This is a genomic window from Clostridium putrefaciens, assembly GCF_900461105.1.
Classification (GTDB): Bacteria; Bacillota; Clostridia; order Clostridiales; family Clostridiaceae; genus Clostridium_L; species Clostridium_L putrefaciens.
The window spans coordinates 2,663,826-2,689,139 of sequence record NZ_UFWZ01000001.1; the positions used below are offsets into that span (position 1 = coordinate 2,663,826).

Here is a 25,314-nt window from a genome sequence, read left to right on the forward strand (position 1 = left end):
AGGATAACTTCGTCCCCCTCTATCACCTCGGAGATTATTAAACTTATACGAGAGAGGCACAGTAAGTTAACAAGTCCAAGTACTTCATTGTATCATCAATGATATACCCCCGAGGAACATAAAAACTAAAAGCATGAAATATAGTGCAGGTTTTAATGAGTTTGGTTATAATATAAATAAGTAGATTTAAAGAATGGAGGATATTATGAAATTAATTAAAGATAGTGGAATAGATATTGATATGCTCTATGATGTTATAGCCTTATGTACTTTTGGAAGTTACAATGAAAGCTGCTGGGACAAGGAGCGAAGTGACATAGATGTTATGGTTCTTTCTAATACAGAGTTAGAATGGACTAGGGAAATGGAAATAGAAGATTATTTAACTCATCATTTATCAGTGTATTTTAATCATGAAAATATTCATATTACCTTCATCAATGATTTTGTTTATCCCTTTGGAGAGATTATGATATCAAGCCCTAATAAAATCATATTACAAGAAGAACGGTATTTGGATTATATCCTTGGGTATTCATCTTTTAAAAGAGATAGAGAGTATTTAGAAATTATGAGAGACTATCATTTAAAGGAGGGAGGATTTTAGTTATGGTTTATTACAAATATAAAAAAGAAAAGTTAGAAGAAAAGCTTGTAGAAAGTAAAGTCTTTTTAGTGAGAATAAGAGAATGTTTAAAGAGAAACCCAAATAGTGAGGATGAAATAGTAGATGAAGCTATGATATCTTACTTTAATTCTTTCTGTGAATTTATACTAGATATGTGTGAAACATATTTAGTAGCAACAGAAAATTATATACCTAATAAATCGGGGGTAGATATAATAGAATTATCATCAAACTTTGGATTCATATCTTCAAATGATTCTAAGAAACTTCAAGGAATAGTGAGACTTAGGAATAGATATACTCATGATTATTATCAAAGGAGATTAGCAAGGAAAAGAATTATAGACATATGCAAATCTGAAATAATAACTTTAGATTTATTTCTAGAAACATCTTCTGAAAGAATAAGATTAGTTATTAGTGACAAGACCTTGGGCAACACCTCAGACTCCCATTAAATTACCAAGTGATATCGTAATAAAATAAAAGACTGCACACTCTCACCTTAGATGAGAAAATGCAGTCTTTTATATTCTTATATTTGTTTTAATTTTCAATACTACATTCTTTAAAACATAGTATATCCATAATACATATTTCCATTGAACTTTTTTTCTATTTGAACGAGTTTGTTTTTATTTAAAGCAAGATGGTGACTTTGTCTCCCTCTAACTCCTCCGAGGTCCAGTAAATTCTTCTATTAATTCTATATTTTCAATCTATGTTATTGAACTCCCAATGACTTAAATACAGCATCTTCTGCCCCACTATAGAACATAATCTGAAACTTAGCAAACAACTCTGGTGGTACTATTCCTATATCTGCTGCATTGACCATTGGTAGTAAAATCTTCTTTGCTCCTGAATCAAAACATACTTGTAGTGTATTTGCTAGATCTTCTATCTTATTTACTGTTCCACCTATACTAATAGAACCTAATACTGCTAACTTACTTTGTACTGGTTTCATAAGCGCACCTGAACACATTGCTATTATTGCTGCTAATGATAGGCTTGAAGTCATTCCAACTCCATTTACATCTTGTACATGCATTAGATAATCCTTTTGAGTAGTTGATATAGATGCACTTATATTTCTGCTATTAGCCTTAAAAAATCTAAATGCAGTTTCTATACTTTCCTTTGCTTCTCTATCTGATCCTAAGCCTGTTTTTTCAAACTTACCTGAACCATTAACTACTTCTGTTTCTATTTTATATACTCCTATCATTCCAGAGTCCCCTACACCTATTGTGTATACCTGTCCTGCCTTCATAGCACCTTCTGGTATAAGAGATCCACTACCTTGCTCTGGGACCGATACAAACTCTTCACTCATAGTTTCATTATCTATATAAGAGAAATGAACATCATAAAACTCCATTCCACCTATTTTCTTTAATTGTTCTTTTACTCTTCTTCTACCAACTAAAGCATATCTTAGTATTTCTTCTATATCCTCTTTAGTGAATTCTCCATGAGGATATATTAGTTTTACTAAGCCTGAAACTGTTTTTCTAACCGCTATAACATCTCTTTGATTTAGGTTATTACCTAATTTAAAGTATTTATCTATAGCATCACCATAAGTTATTTTTCTCATATATCTTAGATACTCTGAAAGATAGTCAGTTATAAATCCAAAACTATCTGTAAAAAACTCTGGTCTCATTTTAGGTATTTCCCATCCCGGCAAGTAAAAATGCATTCTATCAAAGAAGGCTGAATCATAAGCCATGACTTCTGGGAATGGATCAAATAGGTGTGATGTCTTTAATAGAACATCTACACTTTGATTTATGTTACCAACAAACACCATTGATGCTGATGCTGCTTTTTCTTCCTTACCTCTGGCAAATGAACCTGATGCCATGTAGTCCTTCATTATTTGTATACCATCTTTATCTTTGAATGTTATCCCTGCAACTTCATCAAAGGCTACTGTATCCCACATACCAACCAAACCTATTTTTCTTTGAGACATATTATAAAATAGATTAGCAACCGTAGTTTGACCACCTGATACTAATATAGAATTTGGAGATATTTCTTTATATAAATGTGATTTACCTGTTCCTCTTGGGCCAAGTTCACACATATTATAATTATTTTCACATAGAGGCACCATTCTAAGAAGCATATGCCACTTAACTTGATCTTTTAATTGAGTTGGCTCCATTCCTATAGATTTTATAAGAATATCAATCCACTCTTCTTTTGTGAATTGCTTTCTTCCTTCTATAAGTTCATCCATATCCATATTAGGCATCTGAATTGGAGTTACTTGCTCTATCAAAAATGGAGATGAATTTTTTGTAGTTTCATCATATAGGTATTGAATTTTTACTATGCACCAAATCCCTCCACCTAAAAGTTTTTCATAGTCTTTAACATACTTAGAATCTATTTCAACATCTTTTAAGCCTAGATTTGAAAACTCTGCTACATAAATGTCTTTCTTCTCATTTAACTTTACTGTAAGTTTATCTATAACAGTATATCTAGACATTTCTCTTATTTTAGACTTAATTTTTTCAGCCTCATCTGGTCTTACAAAGTTATCTGCTAATATATTTTTAACTCTTTCAACACCAGCATTTATACTATCATCATCATCTGTAGCGCAATACATACCAAGAAGATATTCAAGTACATATGTAGGAACATTTGCTCCTTGCTTTAACTTTTGTGTTAAATCTTTTCTAACAACCTTACCTGCAAAATGGCTATTTAACTTTATACTTAACTCATCCATTGAAATTCTCCCTCGTAAAAATCGCTATCGCTCTTTTTAGTGATTAGTGTGCAGTTGTTAATAAATAGCTTTTCACTTCTCCTAAACTCTTCATTATCTACTGCCAACTACCCACCACTCACTAATCACTAATCACTGCACACTACCCACTACCCACTGCCCACTATCATCAAAACCCAAATTCATCAACTATAGCAATATCAATAGTATAAGGTATTCTTTCATACATACCATTACTATCCTCATCATCTTGCATTACTAAGAAATATTGCTTTGTCTTATCATAAGCCATACTCTTTAATACAAACTTCTCTCTGTAAGTTCTTTCTAATGGATTCTCTGACCTAGAATCTCCAATTATAATATTTTCATTAGATATTCTATTTCCTTCTTCATCTTCAAAATAGCACTTAATTCTTTGTGATATAACCTTATCTTGAATCTTCTCTTCTTGGAAAAACTCAAGGTAAGTTATAATATTTGTTATTTTTCTTGTTATGCTTGTTAATGATATATTAGCCTTTCTTATATCATTTGCTGATGATGTACTTCTATCATTTTTAAACTTAATTACTGGAACTACTATCTCTTGTAGCATTGCTCCACCATGAACATAGTTAGCACCTGCCCCCTGCACTTTAAACCTAGAAGTTCCTCTTGGCGTAATAACATTTTTATTAGAACCTTCGCCAAGTAGATAATCCATACTGAATACTACAGTACCTTCTACTTCATTTGTATTAGGGGTTAGTATAAATCTTCTGCTATCTTCACCATCATCGAGCTTTACTCCAGATATCTTATCACTTTCCTCCATAGCATTCCTCTTATAAATGTATCCATGGTCTGCTGTAATAACTATACTTGCTGCGCTTACCCTATTTACTAATTTATTTACTAGGGTAATAATTTCATTAAATGCAAGTTCTGTTGCTGCAAATATTTCTCTTTCAGTAGACGCATGATCTCCTCTAGCATCTATAGTGTTATGATAGATATAAACTACATCAAGACCTGTAAATGCCTTTCTTATTTCAGCATCTTTCATGTCCATAACCTTATCATAGGTAATGGCTAAAGAATTAGGATTTTCCATCTTTAAGATAGTATTTCTATTTTCGGTGCCATTACTGCTAATTCCATTTACCACTACATCATATTTATCATTAATTTCTATACTCTTGTTTGGAAGTAGTGATGCCATACCTAGTTTTGTATAAGATGGCAATACACCTTGTACTCCCTCAATTTCTACCTTGCCTTTTCTTTCATTAGTAAGTTTGCTTGCTAGTTCTTCTGCGCTCTCATACCTTAATCCATCAGATATTATTACAAAGACTCTTTCTTTTCCAAATCTAATGAATTCCTTATAGAAATCATCCTGATACTTTAGTCCATCAATTCTCCAGGTCGTTCCCTTTTCTAATGAATTAAACCACTTTATAGATAACTCTTGTAAATACCAATTGTTATATACATTTTCTATTCTTTCTTTTAACTCATTTAACTCATCTTTTTCTATGCAGCTATCATAGTAATAATAGAACTTTCTATATGCTTTATCTATTAAATAATAGTCCTTCACATAAGATTTAAACATATCATAAGATGAGTCTGTTTTTATAATTGAATCTAACTCTCTCTTCTTACTTAATAGATTTATAGCCCATTTTATTGCTTTATATTCACTCTGATACTTTTTGTAAAAATGCATAGTTCTTCTTGTATCAATAAGATTTAAATACTTACTGTATTCTTCTACCTCATTCTTTAAAAGAGAAGTAATTCTTCTAAGAACTACTATATCCATTTCCTCAAAAATATCACAGTTAATGAAGGTTTCTGAACCATTCTTTTCTAATAACTTATCTACCTTTAACTTATCTGCTATAAGTTCCTGCATTTTATCGTAGTATTCTCCATCTTTGCTACTATTCATAAAGTGATTTACAAATACTATACAATTAGTTGATTTCTTAGATATAAATGTTTCGTATTGCTTTGGTAACTGGAACTTAATTGTTTCATTCATATTAGTTACTAAAAGCATAGCCATAAATCTTTCTAAACTCTTTTCTTCAAACCCGTAGCCATAATACTTAACCATTAAATTCCATAGTGAATCTAAATCACCAAACTTTTTTATGTCTTCATATATCTTATTACTTCCATCTAAGTATTCTTTTAATATAGCCTTTAATATTTCTTCCATATCCATAATTTTAACCTTAGTTAAAACTGCAAGAACACCTGTATGAACATTTTCTTTAGTGTAGTCTTGTATGTTTAAATTTTTAAAGGCCATTATTCTTTCCTTATTCTTAAAGAAAGTATTGTAAAGTTTAAACTCTTCTTTAAGAGAAGCATCCATAACCCTTAGTTCTCTCATTATTACAGTTGCCCTATCTGTAGAGAACTCTTCACTATAACAAAATATATCGTGAAGCCAATCTTCTGCAGGTTTTGGCTTTTCCATGTTGGAATACACAAGTATATTACTTGTTGTATCTTCTTTTTCTATATGGTATTTAGCCCAAAAGGCATTTTTATCTGTTAACTCAATAACCTTAACATCTTCTATATCAAAGTTATCTATATCCTCAGTGAAATCTTCATTACTATCATACCAAAATACAATATGGCGCTTCTTACCATCACCTAATGGCTTTGAAAATAACTCTTTTAGAAAATTTCTTATTTCTTGTAAGTTCATTAATTCACCTCGATCTGAAATTTGGTGGCTACTAGTTGTTAGTGAGCAGCGGTAAGTTAAGGTTTGCAAATCCAACGTAAATACAACTATCCACTAATCACTACTCACTATAAAATCAATACTTATTTTAAAAATTCCATCAATATATCTAATTTATCTAAAAAATTATGTTTAATCATTGTACAATAACTTTCCCCATGCTTACTTTTAAGTTCTACATTATCAATAAAATTACAGATAAATGGCTTTAATATACTTAAATCCTTAGAATCTTCCTTATTTAGTATCATTTCTATTGCGGAAACTATAAGTTCATAGTTTTTGCTAAATTCATTTAAATACTTTATTCTTTCCTCTTTTAAATCTGCCCTTTCATTTAATTTTAATACATCTATCATTGTATTACCACGTTTATTATTGTCTATACTTACAGCTAGTTCCCCTATATACTGAATATATTCTTCTGGATTTTCTTCACTTGGACTTATTATGTTATCGTCATAATGTGAGCCTTTTGCAAGATTGCATCTTTTACAACTATAGTGAAGATTAGTATAATCAAAGCAAAGTTCTGGGTAGAAGGTTTTAGGTTTAAAATGCTCTATTTCTGGATAAGACGTACTTTTTATTTTGCTTTCACAATAACAGCAACAACCTTTATACATATCCTCTAGCATGGAAATAGTTTCCTTTTTTATCACTGTTTTTGAAAACTCTTCCCAATTAGGCTTTAACTTAATGTTTATTTTTAATGAGTCTCTCCATTCCTTATCTTTGTTCATTAACTTTATTGGGCCTTTATTTCTTTTAACCTTATGCATTATTTCTTATTTAACTTTAGATTTTGTAATAATGACTCTAGTTTATTAGAATCTTCTTTTATTTTAATTAAAGATAAAGAAGGATCTTCGGGATCTAAATATTTTTCTAATTCATTTTTTAACTCATTAAATTCAGCTAATTCACTATGATTTAGTTTTTCTTTGTTTATATAAAGCATTTTAAATTTATCTAGTTGTTGTTGCACTTCTGGATTTCTAACGCTTTTAAGTTCAAATACAGAAAGTAATAATTGTTCTACAGTCCATCCGTAGGTTTCTTCAATATCATTTTTAACTACCGTATTACCATCACATCTACCCAAAACTATAACTTCTTCCTTTTTACAAGAAGATACTATATGTGGGGAATGTGTTGCAATTATAATTTGGTTATCTTCACCTATGCCTTTATAAAAACCCAATATCTTTTGTTGCCATTCAGGATGTAGACTTAATTCTGGCTCATCTATTAATATTATTGAATTATTTAAATTCATTTGAAGCAGTGAACCACCTCTAAAGAAAATTTGCTTTTCACCAGCACTTAACTCATCTACAGAATGTGTTTCACCTGTATCCTTTATTTTAAAAAGTGGTTCAAAATCTTTTACCCCGATGAATTCTTTTTCTTCAAAAAAAGAATTATATAGTTTTCTAAACTTTTCGATTCTATGTGGTGTTTCCCCTATACTAATATCTTCTAAATCTTTGTAATGAATATTTACAAGATATTCTTTAAGGTTTATGTTCATTTCATCAGAGTTCAAAATAATACCTATGTTAACATCTTGTTTTATTTTTTTTGGAGTTTCAACTTTATATTTTTTAAAGTTAACATCTGTAGGTAAATATACTATTTTTCGAATCCAATTTTCTTTTAATAGTGTGGCTATAGAGACTTTTTGCTTGACATCTATTTCTTTACTAATCTTATGATTATTTATTATAATTTCATCTTCATTACTTAAAAATTGTTCATTTGGATTTTTAGTCCATCTATTAACAGCACTCAATTCCTTTTCTGTCAATGCAACTTTTAGTTTACACCCATCAGAACTTTCATTCTCTATAAAATTCCTATTAGATGTAATAATGTTATATATGGTTTCTAAAATCGTTGTTTTTCCTAAACCATTTTCTCCAATTAAAACATTAACATTATTATTAAAATCTATATGGAAATCTTTCAACGCTTTAAAATTTTTAATATAAACAGATTTTACTTTCATTAAATTCAACCCCCTTTTATTATTCTTAATTTGAATACACCCCTATGTGAATCATAGGGGCTATATCTTATATCCTTGCTAATAAATCCATCTTAACTTCTTTTCCTTTAGAGTTAATTACCTTAACCTCTTGGAACTTATCATAATTAACCTTAACTCCATCATCTAAATCAATAGATATCTTCTCATTTGCTAAATGAGCAACTACTTGATCATATTCTCTGCATTCCTCTATCTGCTTCGCTATTCTATCTATCTTCTTCTTTGCAGCAGTTCTATCTTTCGCAGTATATTCTTCTGAATCTACTACTAATTGTTGTCTTTGCATCTCTGCTTCATATTTTCTTTGTAATGTATGAAGATAATCCGTTCTAACCTTAGCAACAGTTTGCTCATTATATCTATGCATATAAACTAAAGCCTTGAATCCATCACTCTTACCAGACTCAAACATCCAGTAAATAGGTCTCTTTTGATAAACCTTTAAGTGATTCTTATAGAAATCCTTAATAAAGTATCTTCTAATTGCCTGTCTAGCAGTTTCAGATGGTTTTCTACCAATAGAATCCGCAATAAAATCTAAGTTCTCCTCTAAAGTTTCTTCACCATAAACAGTTCTAACAAATTCAATAAATCTTGAAACTATATCATCCTCAAAATACTCATCCTCTGTAATAGGAATTACGTTATCACTATCAGGCACAAAAGTATCATCAACCCATGAATCTGAAATAACATTTCCATCTTCATCTTTTTCAATCTTCCTAACCTTACACTGCTCACTACCCACTACCCACTTATCACCAAAATCTCCCCCAGCATAAATAAGTCCTTCAGCATCAATAGAATATCTACCAAACATACAACCAACAGCATAGGAAATAAATGATTTAATATCTCTTTCTCTATCTGCTTTTCTAATAGTAATATCCTTATCTTGAACCTCTGGAGTTAACTCATCTTTCAAACCATAAATATCAATAAAGATTCTATTTAACTCTTCTTCATTAGCCTTTAACTGATTAAAGTTTGCCTCACACTCATTTTCCCAAACCTCAAAAGAAGAACTCAACTTAAAATCCTTAGCCTTATCTAAAGACTTTAATATTGGATGAACTTTAAAATCCCATGAAGTTTCGAAATTATACCAGTCTTTTTTGCTCATATTAATCAATTCTTTTACATAATTATTACTTAAATATGTTTTTTCTTTATTAATTATTAAAGGTAAATCTGCTATATCACCAACTTTAAAATCTAATGTTGGTGCTAATATTTTAAGTATATCATTGGATATTTTGCTATTAAGGAATCCTAGAATATAGTATATATTTTCATTACTATTACAATAATAAGTAGGTCCTTTAGAATCTGATAAAGTTCCTTTTGGTATATATCTAGCATTAAATGTACCTGAACTAATTGATGACCATCCAATTCCTTCACCAAAAATATACTCTAAATTATAGTTATGTGATCTTACCTTCCCTTTTTGATCTTCAAAATTTCTTATTTCTTCACCATCATTATGCCAATTCACTATATAATCTCTATTTCCATACCATTTTCTATACTCTCCACCCTTATTGTAAGGAAACCACTTTTTTTTACTTAATACTGCAGACTGTCTTGAATATTCACTAAAACTTATACTATTATTGTTGACTTCATGCCATAATTTTAAAAAGTAATCATTATTTGCTGTTGCCATACCTTCTCTTGCTTTTCCATAATAACTTAAATCATTCTGTTTAAATAATTTATTAACATTTGGACTAATCCAATATGCAATATATTTATTAGGTACGTCATCAAATAATCCTTGTTTAACTGAAACTATATTTTTCCCACTTAAAAATGCATCTTCTTTTTCACCTGTACTACTATAATCAACTAATCGAGAATATTTTCCTACAAATTTTTTCTTAGCATTATTTTGAAGTACAAATGCAACTGACTGAACTACTTCCCCACTTATTTCCTCAAATGCTCTTGCTCCTAAATGTATCATATTTGTTATCATTAACATATCCAATAAGTCATTTCTTAATTTTGAGAATCTCTCCAAAAACATCCACGAATGTTGAGTAATCATTGCCATAAAGTAATTTTTCTTAATATAATTGCTTACCTTACAAATAAAAACAGAATATATATCTTGTTTATATTTATCGCATTCTTTATCTATAAGTTGTATTAATTTAGTTGACATACCTTTCCTACCTAAATACGGCGGATTAGTAATACAAACCTCATACTTACTACTCATTATCTCCGCTTGTTTAATTATTATAGGAAGTTTGTCTAATAGAATTTTTCTATTATCAGCAAAGATTAATTCATATTCACATTCTAGCTCATATAACCTATCTTTTAAAACTTCAAAATTAATTCGTTTAACTTCAAGTATTGAACCATACTCTTTAGCGTCTGTGAATGTTTCACATAAATCTTCCATAGCATTTCTTAACTCATAACTATCTAGTCCCTTACCTAATGTACAGAAATAATCTATTTCCTCTCTTCCTAGTGAATTGCTTTCTTGTATTGAGCATAGATTTAATTCTAATTCTTCTCTTTCTATTTCTCTAAACAATCTTCTATTAAAGGATCTTGCCTTCATTATTAAGGCAAATGATGCTAGTTGTGCTGCTCTGTCGTCTATGTCTAGACCATATAGGTTGTTTTGTAGTATCATTCTAGGTATTTCTCTTTCTGAATACCCTGCTGTTTTATAGATTTCATATAGCACATCAAATGCATAAACTAAAATATGTCCTGAACCCATACATGGATCTAGTACCTTTATATCTTCTGGTTTTAGTTTGCTGTGTTCTTCTCTTATTTTCTTTAATTCTTCCTCAACCTCTGGCTCTTGCTCTGCTTCTTCTAAATAATATTTCCACTTACTTTTAAGTTCATCACTAATAACTGTCCACTGCCCACTACCAACTCCGGCCTGTTCACTATCCCCTTCCAACTTCTCAAGCCATAGTCTACCTAATGAATTTTCTACCATGTATTTAACTATCCACTTTGGTGTAAATAATTGGGTTGCTGCTGGTATGTTTTCTTTTGTTATTTTTACATTTTTCTTTAAGGCTGCAAATACTTCATCCTTCTTTTCTGATATATAGTATTGGTACATCCAACCTATTATCTCCACTTCTTCCTTCCAGTCTGTCTCTTCAATATTCTCTACCATTTTTCTTATTACAGATCCTTCTTCTAATAGGTTATCTGGTAGTAGTAACTCTGTATAGTCGCTTATCTGTTCAAACATTTGAGGTATTATCTTACCTAGTTCATTACATTGTCTTACTAAAATGTGCTTATAAGCCTCTTCTCTATCTTCTGTCTTTCCACTATCTAAAAGTTCATATATATACTCTGATTTTAGATTTAGTTCATCTATTACTTCTGACACTCTAGTTAAAACATCTGGTTCTGTTTTTCCTTCAACTTCTGATGAAAGAACTCTTACACCAGTTGGAAGATATTCATTTACTTCCATATATCTAAGTCCCATAAATCTATTGAACCATGTATAGGCTACTTCTTCCATTACTTGCTCAAAGCCTTTTTCATTAACTTCTCTCACTAATTTTTCTCTATGATCTTTAGAAAGTTTAAATATCTCATCATTTCCTTCTAATTTAAATCCACCTTGAACTGCTACTGTATCGATTATTTTATTTTCTGTTACACCTATTCTATTGGCTCTTTCACTAACTGCACTTATAAGGTTCCTTCTAGCCCATATAGCAAATGATTTTATTTTATTCTTATCCATTCTCGTTTCTCCCCCTTGTTTTTGGTAATTAGTGGTTAGTGGTTAGTCATTAGTGGTCAGTGAGCAGTGATTAGTATTTAGTAACAAGTTACTGCACACTACTCATCATCCACTGCCAACTAACTGCTCACCACCCACCGCCAACTGCACACTGCCCACTAACTTCCCACTACCAACTGCACACTGCTCACCACCCACTACCAACTGCTCACCACCCACCGCCAACTGTCCACCCCCCACTGCCCACTGCCCACTACCCACTGCCAACTTCACACTACCCACTACCAACTACTGCCAATCGCCCCCTACAACGCATTCTCCAGTCCATGTATCATCTTACCAATCTCCGCACATAAACCTAATATCTTATCCATTTCACTACCATAAACATAACTTAGTCTCATAGCAATTCTTATTTGTGTTTCAACCTCAGCTCGTGAGCCTTGTGCAACTGATAAAAAATATTTAAATTGTGCTGTAGTATTCCTTTGTTGCCCCTCTGCTATATTAGATGGTATTGAAACTGCCGCTCTTCTAATTTGATTCGTTAATGAATATATTTCTTCCTTAGGAAATTTCATTGTAATTAAATAAATATTCTCAACCAAATCCATAGACTTTTGCCAAACTATAAGTTCAGTATAATTCAAGACTTTCATTACCTCACCTCAGTAACTATTCTTGACATTATTAGTACTTAATAAGCAATTGTTAGTGATTAATAGTCAGTTATTACTTGGCAGTGAGCAGTGATTAGTTGCCAGTTACTATCTGCCAACTGCACACTACCCACTACTCACTGCACACTGCAAACTACCCACCGCCCACTACTGACTGCCCACTGCCCACCAACTACTGCCCCCTAAACCAAATTTATTATCGTATCCTTTTCTAGTTCTTCTCTTAATTTCCTTCTTAGCGCTTCTACAACTTCCTCTATATCATCATTATTCTTTATGGTTTTTTGACCTTTAACAAGCTCTCTCATACTTAGAGTTTTAGTATTAATAACTACTTCTGCTATAGGTTCTACCTTATATTCTGATGTAGCAGTTTTTGTTTCACCATTTCCTACCCCTTCTGCTACTCTATTTGCCTCTTCTATTTCTTTAGCCTTTATTCTCTTTTGAGTCCCATCTTCTGTCACTATTTCCTTTATCCACTTTAATTTAACCTTTTCTGCAAGGTCTGACATTGATGAAAGTACAACGAAACTGCTTGCACCCTCAACTCTATTATAAAGATTATTAAATTCATTAATTACATTATCTTTGAACTTATCTTTAAAGTCATATCCATCTAAAGTTTCAAAAACTTCTTTTCTGCACATTTCTATAAAACCTTTTACTGGAACACTTTCTTCTTCCAATAACTCAATAATTTTATTATTATACTTCTCAATTAAAAGAGGTATTGTCGGTATCCTAGAGTAAGGTTTAGGCATTCTTATTATTTCTTTTATTTCTTCTATAATTGCTTTTATATCATCATTAACTATATACTCTTTGTTCTCTTTAAAGTTTTCTAACTTCTCTAGAGCATTATCAAATATAACTCTTTGCTCACCTCTAGATGAAAATTCTATTCTTCCATTCTCTTTCTTATAGAAGAATCCTTTTATTTCATCAATATGATCAGCATAATCTAAGAAGTCTCCTTCTAAATTATATACGTCTTTAAAAAAATCAATTGTATCTGTAATATCTATTACTTCTGTAAATAGTTTCTTACCATCCTTTAATGTCTTTTCTCCCGGATAAGATGCTTTGAACGTAAAATTAACAAGCATTTCATTTATCCTTGAAAGTTCCCTTTTACATTCTTCTTTAAATATACCCATTATTCCATCTTCATCTGCTGGAAGTGATGAGAATCCAAATAAGTCTTTGTTCAAGTCGCGAACAACATCTATATATTTTTGATTTACCTTTTCTCTAGTTTTTAAAATAACTCTCTCAATGTAGTCTCTTTTAGTTACATAGTTTACAACTTCCCTATTATTAGGAGTTAATACCTCCCCATTTAATATAACCTTAATGTCTTGATTTTTAAATAAAGATACTACTATAGCCTGGATATCAATATCCTTCCACCCATAAGGAGCATTTGAAAACTTAGTTAATATACTCTTAACTGTAATTTGAAGGTTTCTTGAAGAACTAGTTTGTATATGGGTATTAACTTCATCCACTGCTAATCTATTTGGATTACTATCAACTAATTCCATTTGATTAAGTCTAGCATCCATTATGTCATAAAGATCTTTAGCATTTTCTTTAAACTCTTTTACATAGTTTATTTTGTTATATTTAGAATCTATTAAGACTCTTAGGCCTTCATTTATTCTATCTACTCCACTTTTTTCTTTTATATCTAAAAGACTACCATTTACATATACTTCAGCAGTTCTTAGAGCCTCTTCTATTAAGAATTTCGCTCTCTTCGCTCTATCTTCTCTTTCCCTGCTTTTTTTTGATTTAATATCCTCTATAGCAGTGCTTGATTTTGATCCACCCTTAACTCTTAAGTAAGCATCAATTTTTAATACATTTTCTATTTCATCTAGATAATTAACATCCCTTGCTATATTTATAATCACATTATTTTCCCTAGTAGATAATAGTTTTAGTTCACTTTCACTTGAACCTCCTACTAGATCAAAGTTTGCAGTTATTACCTTAACTCCTATTTCATTTGTTTGCGGTCCTCTAGTTCTGTCATCTACAATTTTATTAAATGTAAATTGATATTTTCTTGAATATGAGAATTTAGAATCTCCATATATATCATCAAATATTATTTCAGAAGCCTTTTGGATAACCTCTCCATTATCAACTGACATATTCTTAATTTCTTTATTTACATCTTGTTCATCATTTGTTAGGAATATATATTCATCACCATTCTTTTGAACTAATGTCTCTCTTATTAGTTTATTTAAAGATTCTTGAACCTTTTTCTTTGTCTCTAACTTATCTGCATCTATTTCACTTATTAATAATGTTGAAAGGTTCTCTATATTAGACTTTATTTCCTTTACATACTTAACTAAAAATAATAGTTTTAAAACTTCAACATCAAATTCACTTAAATTATCATTCTTTTCCGCATGAATAATAACCGTTCTTATAGATGAATCTAAGAAAGTTTCTATTGTTTTATAAAATGCCGAAAAAGGTATAAGTACATTAACTTCTCCATTCATATACTCTACTGCCACTTGTTGATAAGCTCCTAGGAGAGACCTCTCTCCCTTAGATAAACTCTTACCTGAAGCGCCATGTTCTCTTACTCCACTAAAGGCTGATTGAAGTAGATTGAATTGGTAAGGTATAAATGGGTAAACCTCTGCAAATTCGTCTCCATTTTTATACAACTTCATTTCAGCAGTATCTGATGTAAAAGTTAAAAGGTTCTTTATTATAGATTCTTTTTGCTCATATAATGCTTTTAAATAACTTGCTCCCGCATCATTTTTTCTAAGTATACGTTTCTTAATTACTTCATCTACATTGGCAGAGGATAAAGATAATCTAGTATTAAATCTACCTTGTATTTTTGAGAAGTCATTACCCTTAACCTTTGTAAACTCATCTATTCCTTCTTGAGAAGTAACTATAACCCAGCACTTACCCCCGCACTTAGTTCCTAAATCTTCTACAACCGTTTGAAGGTTTAACATAAGCCCTGTATTGTCCCCTATGTACTGACCTATTTCATCCACTAGGAATACAACATGATGGTTTTTTCCTTTTGATTCACTATATTCTTTGACCCTTTTAGCGAAATCATCTATGCTTAATGAGTAGTTTTCTTCTGACTTGTTATACCAATTTCTTGCTGCCTCTTGACTCATTTTAGTTGTTTTTGATAATGCTTCTACTATGTTATCTTCTTCATAATAAAAATCAGCCCTAGTATCTTCCCATATCTTCCCTGATATATTTTTAAATTCATTTGTAAAATCATCATAAACTCCATCTTTAACCATTTGAATTTCTAAATCTGCTATCCATGGCTTAGATCCACAAAAACCTTGCATTTCGTTGAACATCTTATTAAACACTTTAACTATAGCGTTCTTATTAGACTTTGAATCCGAATCAGATTTTGAATCTATATTAAAAAGTATGACATCTGCTTTCACATCTCCCGCCTGCTTCATATTTGCTAAAATGAAACTGTCTAATTCCTTATCATCAAAGTAATTAATAGCCTTCTTCCCTTCTATTTCTCTATTTTCTAGAAGATAAGAAAGTATCTTTAAAAAGTGAGACTTACCGCTACCAAAGAACCCTGAAATCCAAACTCCATTTTTATCTGTATTGCCTATAATACCTGTCTTATATGCTTCAAAAAATCTATCAATATGCTTATTTAACTCACCTGTTACAACATATTCATCTAACTCTTGCTTTATATTTTCATCATCTGCCTGACCAACCTTTATAACCCCTTTTATATCTCTGTCTATTTCCTTATGAAACATGTCTTTTAACTTAAATTCCATCTTACCTTCCCCCTGCTATTTTTAATATTTATCCGGTAACTAACCACTGCTAAAACTACTGCTTTTACAAGCAGTCGTTAAGCATTGCTAAGTTCCTGGATTAGTTTACACTCTATCTACTAATTGAAATGCTCTATAATAATTGTCATCTTTTAAACTGTTAAATAACATAAGAGTTCCACCATCATAAGTTCCCGGAAAGAACATTACTAATGGTTGCTTTTCTACAACTCTGTGTAGGTTATTTAGAATTGTATGTGACCTAATTATGGGCCACGCTTTACCTACCCCCGTTAAAAAAACTATATCTGCTCCTTCTAGTCTTTCTCCTATATATTTAACGAACACATCATCTTCTTCTGTAATTCTTAAAGTTGACTTAGTTGCTTTAAAAATTACATGTTCGCTACCCTTTTTCTCTTCCATTTCAAAATTCTTTTTAAGATAACCTTTTTCTTCTAACATTTCTATGATTATTTCATACAAATCAAACTCTACTATATTTAATCCGTAGCCACCTTGAACTTTTTCTTTTATAAACTTAACCCTATCTCTAACTAAAAGTTCATACTCTGGCTCATAATCAAATATATAGAATCCAATTTCATTACCTAGCCCTTTGTTTTTTCTAAAGTTAGGCTCTATTATCTTAGGTAATATTTCATCAATTCTCCGATATATATCTTTCATTTATATCCTCCTGTATTTTAGTGGGCAGTTGGTCGTTGGCGGTAGTTAGTGGGTAGTGGCAGTTGGTCGTTGGCAGTTGATAATAAGTTCCACCTACTGTTTACTACTCACTACTCACTACTCACCACTCACTACCCACACTCTCCAACAATTGCATTTATATATTTTTTATCACCTATTTTATACAGGTACTCTTTAACTTCACTGTCTAAAATAGGAGTCTTTATTTTTCTATCACCTTTTTGATTTTCAATAAGTCCACATTCAAAAAGAATTCTTACATAAACTTGTTTTAACTTTTTAAATGTATACTCTGTCCAAGAGGCTACTTTTTCACTTTGCTCTCTTTTACTTTGGAAAAATGTATTAAAGTCCTTATCTCTTAAAAATAATTCTCTTAATAATAATTTTTCCTTATAAACTTCATTCATAAACTCGAAAAATAATCTATCTGTCTTAATAATTGCATACAAAACAAGTATCTTTGATGTTTCTACATTTCCCTCTGATATTTTATCTATTATGAATTTATCTAAATCTTTAAGTCTTGCCACAATAATTGATGCAACTTCCTTCTTTCTTGTTTCACTTTCAAGTTGAAAAATATTATCTTCCAATGATTTATTTTTTATACCTTCAGCTTTCAACCCTTTACTTATAAGGCTTGCAGCCTTTTTAGTTTCTTTATATAAATATGGTCTAGACTTAATAGTTGATTTATATTCCATACTTAACTTCACCTCCGTGGTCCAGTTTTATAATATTAATTCTACCATAATAGAATGTAAATATACACAGTTATTAATTAATAGCTTGAGTCAAATAAAAGTGGGCAACTATTTTATTTATTTTGTTAGCAAGAGGGTAACTTCGTCCCACTCTATCACCTTAGTGGTCCAGTAAATTATTGTTTATCCCTTTGGAGAAATTATGATATCAAGCCCTAATAAAATCATATTACAGGAAGAACGGTATTTAGATTATATACTAGGGTATTCATCTTTTAAAAGAGATAGAGAGTACTTAGAAATTATAAGAGACTATCACTTAAAGGAGAGAGGATTGTAGTTATGGTTTATTATCAAGTGATTCTTAGACTCACGTAGAGTTTACTTATAAGGAATACATCTCTCCATCTGAGTCTTAGAAGAACTTATCCAGGGGCGTAGCAGCCGTCATCCCCCACCTTGAAGAGGATAGGGGTGTTACGGATGGTAGCCATCGGATAAATATAAAAAAGAAAAGTTAAAAGAAAAGCTTGTAGAAAGTAAAGTCTTTTTAGTGAGAATAAGAGAGTGTTTAAAGAGAAACCCAAATAGTGAGGATGAAATAGTAGATGAAGCTATTATATCTTACTTTAATTCTTTCTGTGAATTTATATTAGATATGTGTGAAACATATTTAGTAGCAACAGAAAATTATATACCTAATAAATCCGGGGTAGATATAATAGAATTATCATCAAACTTTGGATTCATATCTTCAAATAATTCTAAGAAACTTCAAGGAATAGTGAGACTTAGGAATAGATATACTCATGATTATTATCAAAGGAAGTTAGCAAAGAAAAGAATTATAGACATATGCAAATCTGAAATGATAACTTTAGATTTATTTCTAGAAACGTCTTCTGAAAGAATAAGATTAGTTATTAGTGACAAGAACTTGGGCAACACCTCAAAGGCCCAGTAAATTATCAAAAGCAAAGGCCTTTGGTACCGACTTCCTTAACGTGGGTTTTGTGGCTTTAATTGACTACACCCCTTATTGACAAAATAAAAAGGATATAGACATTATAGCTATACCCTTCTTAAATTTTGCAATATATTGAAATTTCAAAAATGCGTGGTTTTGGGCTTAGAATCCCATGTTAGAACTACTATTGGTTTACTTTTTTTCGCTTACCTTTTTCATTAATAAAATAAACTGCCAATAAAATCAAGACAACAATCGAATAAATTATATTAATAATTATTTGTGCTGAGTTACCTACGTTGTTATATATACCAAAAGTTCTTCTGTAAAACATTCCTGTAATAAAAACAAAAATTATAACTAAATTAAAACCTTTTTTATCTTTACTATACTTAATTATAAAATATATACCAATAAAAATAGAAAGTAAAATTGTACCATAATCCATATTACATCACCCCCTTATCCCATTTTTAATATTGTAAAAATATATAACATCGTTTTTTGTTTCTTAGCTTTTATCTTTAGACTGAAAACCTAAATCAAACATGGTTATTTCAACAGCTACAGTTTCGTGATTTTCAAGAAAAACCATTTTTTATCATATTGCTAAAAACACTGGATTTAATATACCATAAGTAATTAATCAAAAGCAGTCATATCATTGTCTGGTTGCCATGAACTGGTAGTTTCTTAATTTAATAAAAATTTTATTTGTCCAATTACCTACAAGCTTATTATATAATCTGCATTTAATTTCATTGAATCATCATGGGATATAATAATGATGATTTTATCTGCTTTAACTTTATTTATTGTCTCATTTAAAATGTTAATACTATTAATATCCAATGCTGATGTAGGTTCATCCATTATAAGAATGTTGGAATTTTTAATAAAAACTCTTACTAAAGCTATCTTTTGTTTTTCGCCTCCAGAGATATTAATCTTTTTATTAGTAAGAAGTATATTCTCCTCTAAATCCAATGATTTTAAATTCAACTTATCACACCAATAATCAACTAAATCCCTTTGAACATTATCTATTCCATAGGTTAAATTATCATATAATGTTGTATTTAATAATAATGATTCTTGTTCAACAATTCCAAAAAGAATCTTTCGTATAGCATATAAATCTAAATTTTTTATATTCTCTTCATTATAAAATATATTGCCTTCATATGAATTTAAGTATAATCCACATATGATATTAATCAAAGTGCTTTTTCCAACACCATTTAAACCATTAATTAAATATATATTACCCTTTTGAAATTTATAGCTAAATCTGTCAAATATCATTTTTTCATCAAATGAAAAGCTAATATCTTGCAATTCTATGGAATCAATTCTTTTTAAAAGTTTATCACCATTAGGCTCTTTTGGTATATCTAAAATCTCTATTAACCTATCATATGATGTTAATGTCTCTTGATATGATTTTCCCAATGATAAAAATCCATTTATTAAGCTTAATAAAACCGTATAATATCCTTTTATTATTATAAAGTTTCCTATTGTCATTCTATTATTCATAATTTCAATTCCTCCATAGAAAAACAAAAAGACATTAAAAACATTTTCAACCGTAGAGTCTGCACTAAGAAAGAGATAATTAAATTTGAAATATTTTAGTAAGGATTTTAAAAAATTTGGAAATGCTTTTTTTAGTTCATTATCTAACACTTCAAATGCTGAGTTCAACTTTATAAAACTTATATTCGAGAGTTGTTCATTCATTTTTGAAAAAAACTTGCTTTGCTCTTCTTTATAATCATAATTTGACTTATATAGTGGCTTTTTAAAAACCATATATAATAAAATATATATTGGGATACTTAATAATACTATTATAGTAATCTTAATATTCAACCTATACATTAACAAAAATATCGATATAAAGCTAATTAGCATTATTAAAATATTAATTAGTATAGAGACAGAAAAACCAATTACAACGTTAGAATCATTATTAATTCTTTGATTCAAATATACTGTATCAGTATTTTTAAAGAATGTCATAGGTAACCTTTTTACATGTCTTAATACTTCATAGTTTAACTCAAAAACTATTTTAGCTTGAGTCTTAAATAAACAATAATTGCAATAATTGCTTAAGATTGCACTTAATAATCCTATTATTAAAATAATGGCAGTATTATAGTAAATTATTTTAATAGTTTTGAATTCTAAAAGTTGGTCGATAAAATTACCTGTTATATATGTAATAGACAAATTTAGAACTTTTAATATTATAGTAATAAGTATTAAAAAAAATAAACTAAATTTATATTCACACAAATATTTATTGCAAAGTTTCATGATTTTCATAAGATTATTTTTCAACCTCTTTCTTTTAGTTATATTTATATATCCTCATTTATATGACATTCTAAATTTTAAAAACAACATCTTTTAAGCTTGAGATTCTACTTTTTAATTGCTTAGTAGAATCTCATTTGTAAATGCTTAAAAAGCAAATTAAATCTCTCACAATATATAAAGTCATTACTTATAAATATTTATTTAGTTTCATTTAAATATTTATAAGCGATTAACTTTAATATATCATCTAAGTTGTACTTTAAAGATATATTTCCAACAGATTTATTAGGATCTCCTACTAAGTTCCAGCATTTTTGCAAGCTACCATCCGGCTCAATTATGTAAGAATTCGGCGATACCGCTGCACACACTGATACTTGAGGACTTATGGATATTGAAGTAGGAATATTCTTTTCTTGTGCCAATCGATATAATTTCATTTCTTCTTGTGCGTATTCTTTGGTAGTGTAACAAGTTTCATTAAGGCAACTTTTAGAAGTATCATAATCACGTACCACACTAAAGTATGTTTTAATATTTTTTTTATCACTAATACCAGTTTTCTTTAATGATTCAAGAAAACTATCCATACAATCACTATTGTCTTTATTAATATTTACTCTTACTGATATGTTGAGCTTATCATTAGATTCTAATAAGTTTTGAATAATTCTGTCATATGTTCCATTTCCATCATGAAGCATTCTTCTTTCATCGTGAGTATGCTTATCACCATCAATAGTAACCTGAACAAAAGTTATACCTAGCTCAACTAACTCATCTGATGTCTTTTTATTCAATAAATAACCATTTGTTATTATACTTGAATATACGTTCAAATTTTTCTTCTTAGATAACTCATTAATTTTCAACTGCAACTTTTTTAATATATCAAATCTAACTAATGGTTCACCTCCAAACCAAGCTATTGATAAGTTACTATCATTTTTCAGTGAATCATCTATAAACTTAACTGTAGCATCAATAACCTCAGGTGTCATATGTTGATTAGGATAATTCTTATCTTTTTCAAAACAATATACACACCTGAAGTTACAGCTTAAAGTTGGTACTAAAGTAAGTGACATTGATTGATTATTATATCTTGATATATCACTAGCAGCTAATAGCATATTATACTCATCTATATCTTTGTAAACTAAAAATCCACCTTCTAATAATGAATTTAAGAATTTATCATCTTGTATTAAATCTGCTTCTATTATCGATCCTGTAAAATCACACCTTATTGCCAATTCTTTATTCTTTTCATCTACTTTTCCAAACCCACCAGTAAAAGCATTATAAAGATAAATATCTTTATCTAAAAAGATTTTATGATTGTATTTTGAAAACTTGTAATCATTTAAGTTAAAATCCATTCCATGTTAGCTCCTTCCTTATACCCTTGTTTTAAAATATAATCTTGATACCATACCATCTACATTCGAACTAGTAAATATCTTTAAACATCTATAACTGAGAAAATTTAAATACAAAGTTGCATAGCATATATTAACACTAAACCCTATGCAACTTTCATGACTTTATAAACCATTTGTATTGGAATGCCATTTTTGATTCATTATAAATCCAAGTTTAAGTGAAGTTTGGTATATTGGTATTTTTTCTATTGAAATAATTCACTCCTGTTTTTAAATATTGTTGTAAATAATTCATTTTAGTTATCAGAGTGTATAAAACATAATTTACCACATAGAGGACCTGTTGTGCAAAGCCCAATTATTGCTAATACCCAAGGACATGGAGCTTTTCCTCCATTTTGTATCGATATATTTTTAGGTTCATTTATCCAATTCATTTATATTACCCCCTCTAAATATCAGATAGTGTTAATACCATCTTTTTTTTATTTCAATCCTTGCATTAGCAAGGGGTTAAGCTATCTTTATAACAAAAAAATAATGACCCCTCTTTTCTGATATAATTGTTGTAATCTACCCCAACAAAAATCTCCAAAAAGGAAGGTGTCATTGTGAGTACAATTATATCAATATTAGTTACATATAATCAACTATTACTTTCACAAATAAATGAATTACTTATTTTCATTGCGAAAAACATACCTTTAAAGGCTCCTAAATATGATATGACAAGCCCTAAATACAAAAAACTTACTGTAGATAAATTACCCATTATTAAGACCTTCGAACATCTTGATTACAATCAACTTTTAAATGAATACAAACTTGCTAATGGTAAAGATAAAAAGCCAGTAACACCTGATACTGGCTGCCCTCGTTGTGGTGCTCCGCACAACTACATCTACGATAACGCAGGTGGACGCGGGCAGCTTTGCTGCAAGGTTTGTGATTTGCATTTTAGTAAAAACAAAGTTGACTTCAAGACCGCACTCTTCATTTGTCCTTACTGCGGACATGCTCTAATCAAAAAGAAAGACCGCAAGAACTTTTATGTCCATAAATGTGTTAATAAAAAATGTGATTTCTACCTAAACTCCCTTGCAAAACTTTCATTGAAAGATCTAGAAGAATACAAGAAAGATAAGCACAAATTCAAGCTCCATTATATTTACCGCGAGTTTACTACTAATTATTTTGACGTTGATTTATCTTCTATGCCTAAAGGTGCCACTAGCCTCAAATTCAGAAACTTTTCTTCTCATGTAATGGGACTTTGCCTAACATACAACGTTAATTTAGGACTATCTACACGCCATACCGCACGTGCGCTTTGGGAAATCCACGGTGTTAAAATATCTCATGTCATGGTTAGTAGATATACCATCACCGCTGCCGCTTTAGTTAAACCCTATGTCGATAATTATGACTATAAACCTACTAATTATCTTGCTGCTGATGAAACTTATACTAAAGTCAAAGGAAAGACTCAATATATCTGGCTCGTTATGGATGCCATTAAAAAATCAATTTTAGGATACCAAGCCTCATTTACCCGCGATACTGGACCTTGCATTTTAACTATGCGTATGGCTTTTGATAAGTTTAAAGAATTTCCTGGTAAGTCCCTTAGATTTATTGCTGATGGTTATACGGCATACAAGCTTGCGCAGCAACAGTTCAATCTTAATGGCTTTGACTTCGATGTAACTCAAGTAATTGGACTCACTAATAACGATTCTATTTCAACTGAATATCGCTGGGTTAAACAAATAATTGAACGCCTTAACAGAACATTTAAATTCTCTTATAGGGTTACAAACGGCTTTGGTAGTGAGGAAGGTTCCAACACGCACTTGGCCTTATTTGTAGCATATTACAACTTTCTTCGACCGCACTCTTACGCTTACTTTGAAGCATTAAACCCCATCCCTGAGCTTGAAAGAATTTCTACCATGCCAGGAAAATGGCAAAAGTTAATCGAACTTTCACAACAACTTATAGTAAAAAATCAAGTTGTATAGATAATCAAATTATTTTCACCCATCAGCGTTTTGTTAAAAATAAACGATCTGAAAAGGTGTATTCTTGTTGCTCTTTTTTAATTTTCCAGAGTAAATTTAAAAGTTCTGGTGAAAGAAAAAGTAACACCTCATTATTTTAGAGCACATTTTCACTTTTCAAAGTTTAATTTAAATCTAAAAATTTTTAATTTATTTTTTCATAGATTAGTTAACACTATCAAATATCAAGTGCATATACCTGTTCAATACTATGACTCTTACATGTTCATACCATGACTCTTGCAACCAAAGTGATCTTTACACCCATGCATAAAACATAGAGTACAGATGTCAATCCAACAAGAGGATTCTATGGTACTACCACCTGTAATTTTTTGCGGATTATTAACCCATTCCATTTTTAAATCACCTCCTTGTTATTCTTAAATAATCATTAAATTCATTTTGAAAATGCTTATAACATATTGCCCTTTTTACATGCGCTAGTGTCCGTAGGACAATGATTTACATAACCCTGGCATACTGGTGGGGTATGTTGACTACTACACCATACTATAAAGCAAGCATGATCTAGGTCCACCAAATCTTTTTGCGGTTTATTAACCCATTCCATTTTTTAATCACCTCCTTTTATTTCTTAATTAATTCGTAAACCCTTGGGCCTCGATATATCTCAATCGTGGAGGAAGGATTGAGATATATCGTATGGCAACGATTAATATTAAATACAGCCACATGACAATATT

General features: G+C 30.2%; 19 protein-coding genes. 4 read left to right on the forward strand and 15 right to left on the reverse strand.

Annotated features, from left to right (window positions below; genetic code table 11):
* The first annotated feature begins 205 nt into the window (after positions 1-205).
* Both DY168_RS12175 and DY168_RS12180 read left to right on the forward strand, forming a co-directional pair.
* On the forward strand, positions 206-607 hold the full coding sequence (locus tag DY168_RS12175; protein WP_242984127.1) for a nucleotidyltransferase domain-containing protein: 402 nt from the start codon (positions 206-208) through the stop codon (positions 605-607).
* A 2-nt stretch (positions 608-609) separates the two neighbouring features.
* Entirely contained in the window at positions 610-1,086 is a 477-nt protein-coding gene (locus DY168_RS12180; protein WP_115641987.1) for a HepT-like ribonuclease domain-containing protein, read from the forward strand.
* Positions 1,087-1,352: 266 nt separating this feature from the next.
* Here the strand turns inward: DY168_RS12180 and brxL are convergent, their stop codons facing one another.
* The 9 genes from brxL to DY168_RS12230 form a co-directional block, all read right to left on the reverse strand.
* On the reverse strand, positions 1,353-3,383 hold the full coding sequence (gene brxL, locus DY168_RS12185) for a protease Lon-related BREX system protein BrxL (RefSeq protein WP_115641988.1): 2,031 nt from the start codon (positions 3,381-3,383) through the stop codon (positions 1,353-1,355).
* Between the two features lie 169 nt (positions 3,384-3,552).
* Positions 3,553-6,096: a BREX-1 system phosphatase PglZ type A gene (pglZ, locus tag DY168_RS12190; RefSeq protein ID WP_115641989.1), complete on the reverse strand. Its 2,544-nt coding sequence runs from the start codon at positions 6,094-6,096 to the stop codon at positions 3,553-3,555.
* 122 nt (positions 6,097-6,218) lie between these two features.
* Positions 6,219-6,878, reverse strand: coding sequence for a retron system putative HNH endonuclease (locus DY168_RS12195; RefSeq protein ID WP_172556351.1), 660 nt, complete (start codon positions 6,876-6,878; stop codon positions 6,219-6,221).
* A 38-nt stretch (positions 6,879-6,916) separates the two neighbouring features.
* Positions 6,917-8,146 (reverse strand): AAA family ATPase, encoded by a 1,230-nt coding sequence (locus DY168_RS12200; protein WP_115641991.1) that lies wholly within the window; start codon positions 8,144-8,146, stop codon positions 6,917-6,919.
* Positions 8,147-8,213: 67 nt separating this feature from the next.
* Entirely contained in the window at positions 8,214-11,939 is a 3,726-nt protein-coding gene (pglX, locus tag DY168_RS12205) for a BREX-1 system adenine-specific DNA-methyltransferase PglX (protein WP_115641992.1), read from the reverse strand.
* Between the two features lie 305 nt (positions 11,940-12,244).
* A complete protein-coding gene (locus tag DY168_RS12215; protein ID WP_115641993.1) occupies positions 12,245-12,598 on the reverse strand; it encodes a four helix bundle protein in 354 nt (117 codons plus the stop codon).
* A gap of 203 nt (positions 12,599-12,801) precedes the next feature.
* Positions 12,802-16,449, reverse strand: a complete 3,648-nt coding sequence (brxC, locus tag DY168_RS12220; protein WP_115641994.1) for a BREX system P-loop protein BrxC — start codon at positions 16,447-16,449, stop codon at positions 12,802-12,804.
* Between the two features lie 105 nt (positions 16,450-16,554).
* Positions 16,555-17,139 (reverse strand): DUF1788 domain-containing protein, encoded by a 585-nt coding sequence (locus tag DY168_RS12225; protein WP_115641995.1) that lies wholly within the window; start codon positions 17,137-17,139, stop codon positions 16,555-16,557.
* A 131-nt stretch (positions 17,140-17,270) separates the two neighbouring features.
* Positions 17,271-17,867, reverse strand: a complete 597-nt coding sequence (locus DY168_RS12230; protein WP_115641996.1) for a DUF1819 family protein — start codon at positions 17,865-17,867, stop codon at positions 17,271-17,273.
* Between the two features lie 553 nt (positions 17,868-18,420).
* Here DY168_RS12230 and DY168_RS12240 point away from each other — a divergent pair.
* Complete coding sequence (locus DY168_RS12240) at positions 18,421-18,831, forward strand: HepT-like ribonuclease domain-containing protein (protein ID WP_115641997.1); 411 nt, start codon at positions 18,421-18,423, stop codon at positions 18,829-18,831.
* Between the two features lie 187 nt (positions 18,832-19,018).
* Here the strand turns inward: DY168_RS12240 and DY168_RS12245 are convergent, their stop codons facing one another.
* From DY168_RS12245 to DY168_RS14725, 4 genes are all read right to left on the reverse strand, one after another.
* Positions 19,019-19,282: a hypothetical protein gene (locus DY168_RS12245; protein ID WP_115641998.1), complete on the reverse strand. Its 264-nt coding sequence runs from the start codon at positions 19,280-19,282 to the stop codon at positions 19,019-19,021.
* Positions 19,283-19,560: 278 nt separating this feature from the next.
* Positions 19,561-21,168, reverse strand: a complete 1,608-nt coding sequence (locus DY168_RS12250; RefSeq protein ID WP_115641999.1) for an ABC transporter transmembrane domain-containing protein — start codon at positions 21,166-21,168, stop codon at positions 19,561-19,563.
* 191 nt (positions 21,169-21,359) lie between these two features.
* The gene (locus DY168_RS12255) at positions 21,360-22,544 is read right to left on the reverse strand and encodes a radical SAM protein (RefSeq protein WP_115642000.1); all 1,185 of its coding nucleotides are present in this window, start codon (positions 22,542-22,544) and stop codon (positions 21,360-21,362) included.
* 299 nt (positions 22,545-22,843) lie between these two features.
* Positions 22,844-22,984 carry a hypothetical protein gene (locus DY168_RS14725; RefSeq protein WP_172556353.1) on the reverse strand — a complete coding sequence of 47 codons (141 nt, stop codon included), beginning with the start codon at positions 22,982-22,984 and terminating at the stop codon, positions 22,844-22,846.
* Positions 22,985-23,158: 174 nt separating this feature from the next.
* On the opposite strand from DY168_RS14725, the gene DY168_RS12260 reads away from it, so the two are divergent.
* Positions 23,159-24,568, forward strand: coding sequence for a DDE-type integrase/transposase/recombinase (locus DY168_RS12260; RefSeq protein ID WP_115642001.1), 1,410 nt, complete (start codon positions 23,159-23,161; stop codon positions 24,566-24,568).
* A 257-nt stretch (positions 24,569-24,825) separates the two neighbouring features.
* Here the strand turns inward: DY168_RS12260 and DY168_RS14730 are convergent, their stop codons facing one another.
* The gene (locus DY168_RS14730; RefSeq protein WP_172556354.1) at positions 24,826-24,966 is read right to left on the reverse strand and encodes a hypothetical protein; all 141 of its coding nucleotides are present in this window, start codon (positions 24,964-24,966) and stop codon (positions 24,826-24,828) included.
* 56 nt (positions 24,967-25,022) lie between these two features.
* A complete protein-coding gene (locus DY168_RS14735) occupies positions 25,023-25,181 on the reverse strand; it encodes a hypothetical protein (RefSeq protein WP_172556355.1) in 159 nt (52 codons plus the stop codon).
* Positions 25,182-25,314: the final 133 nt, after the last annotated feature.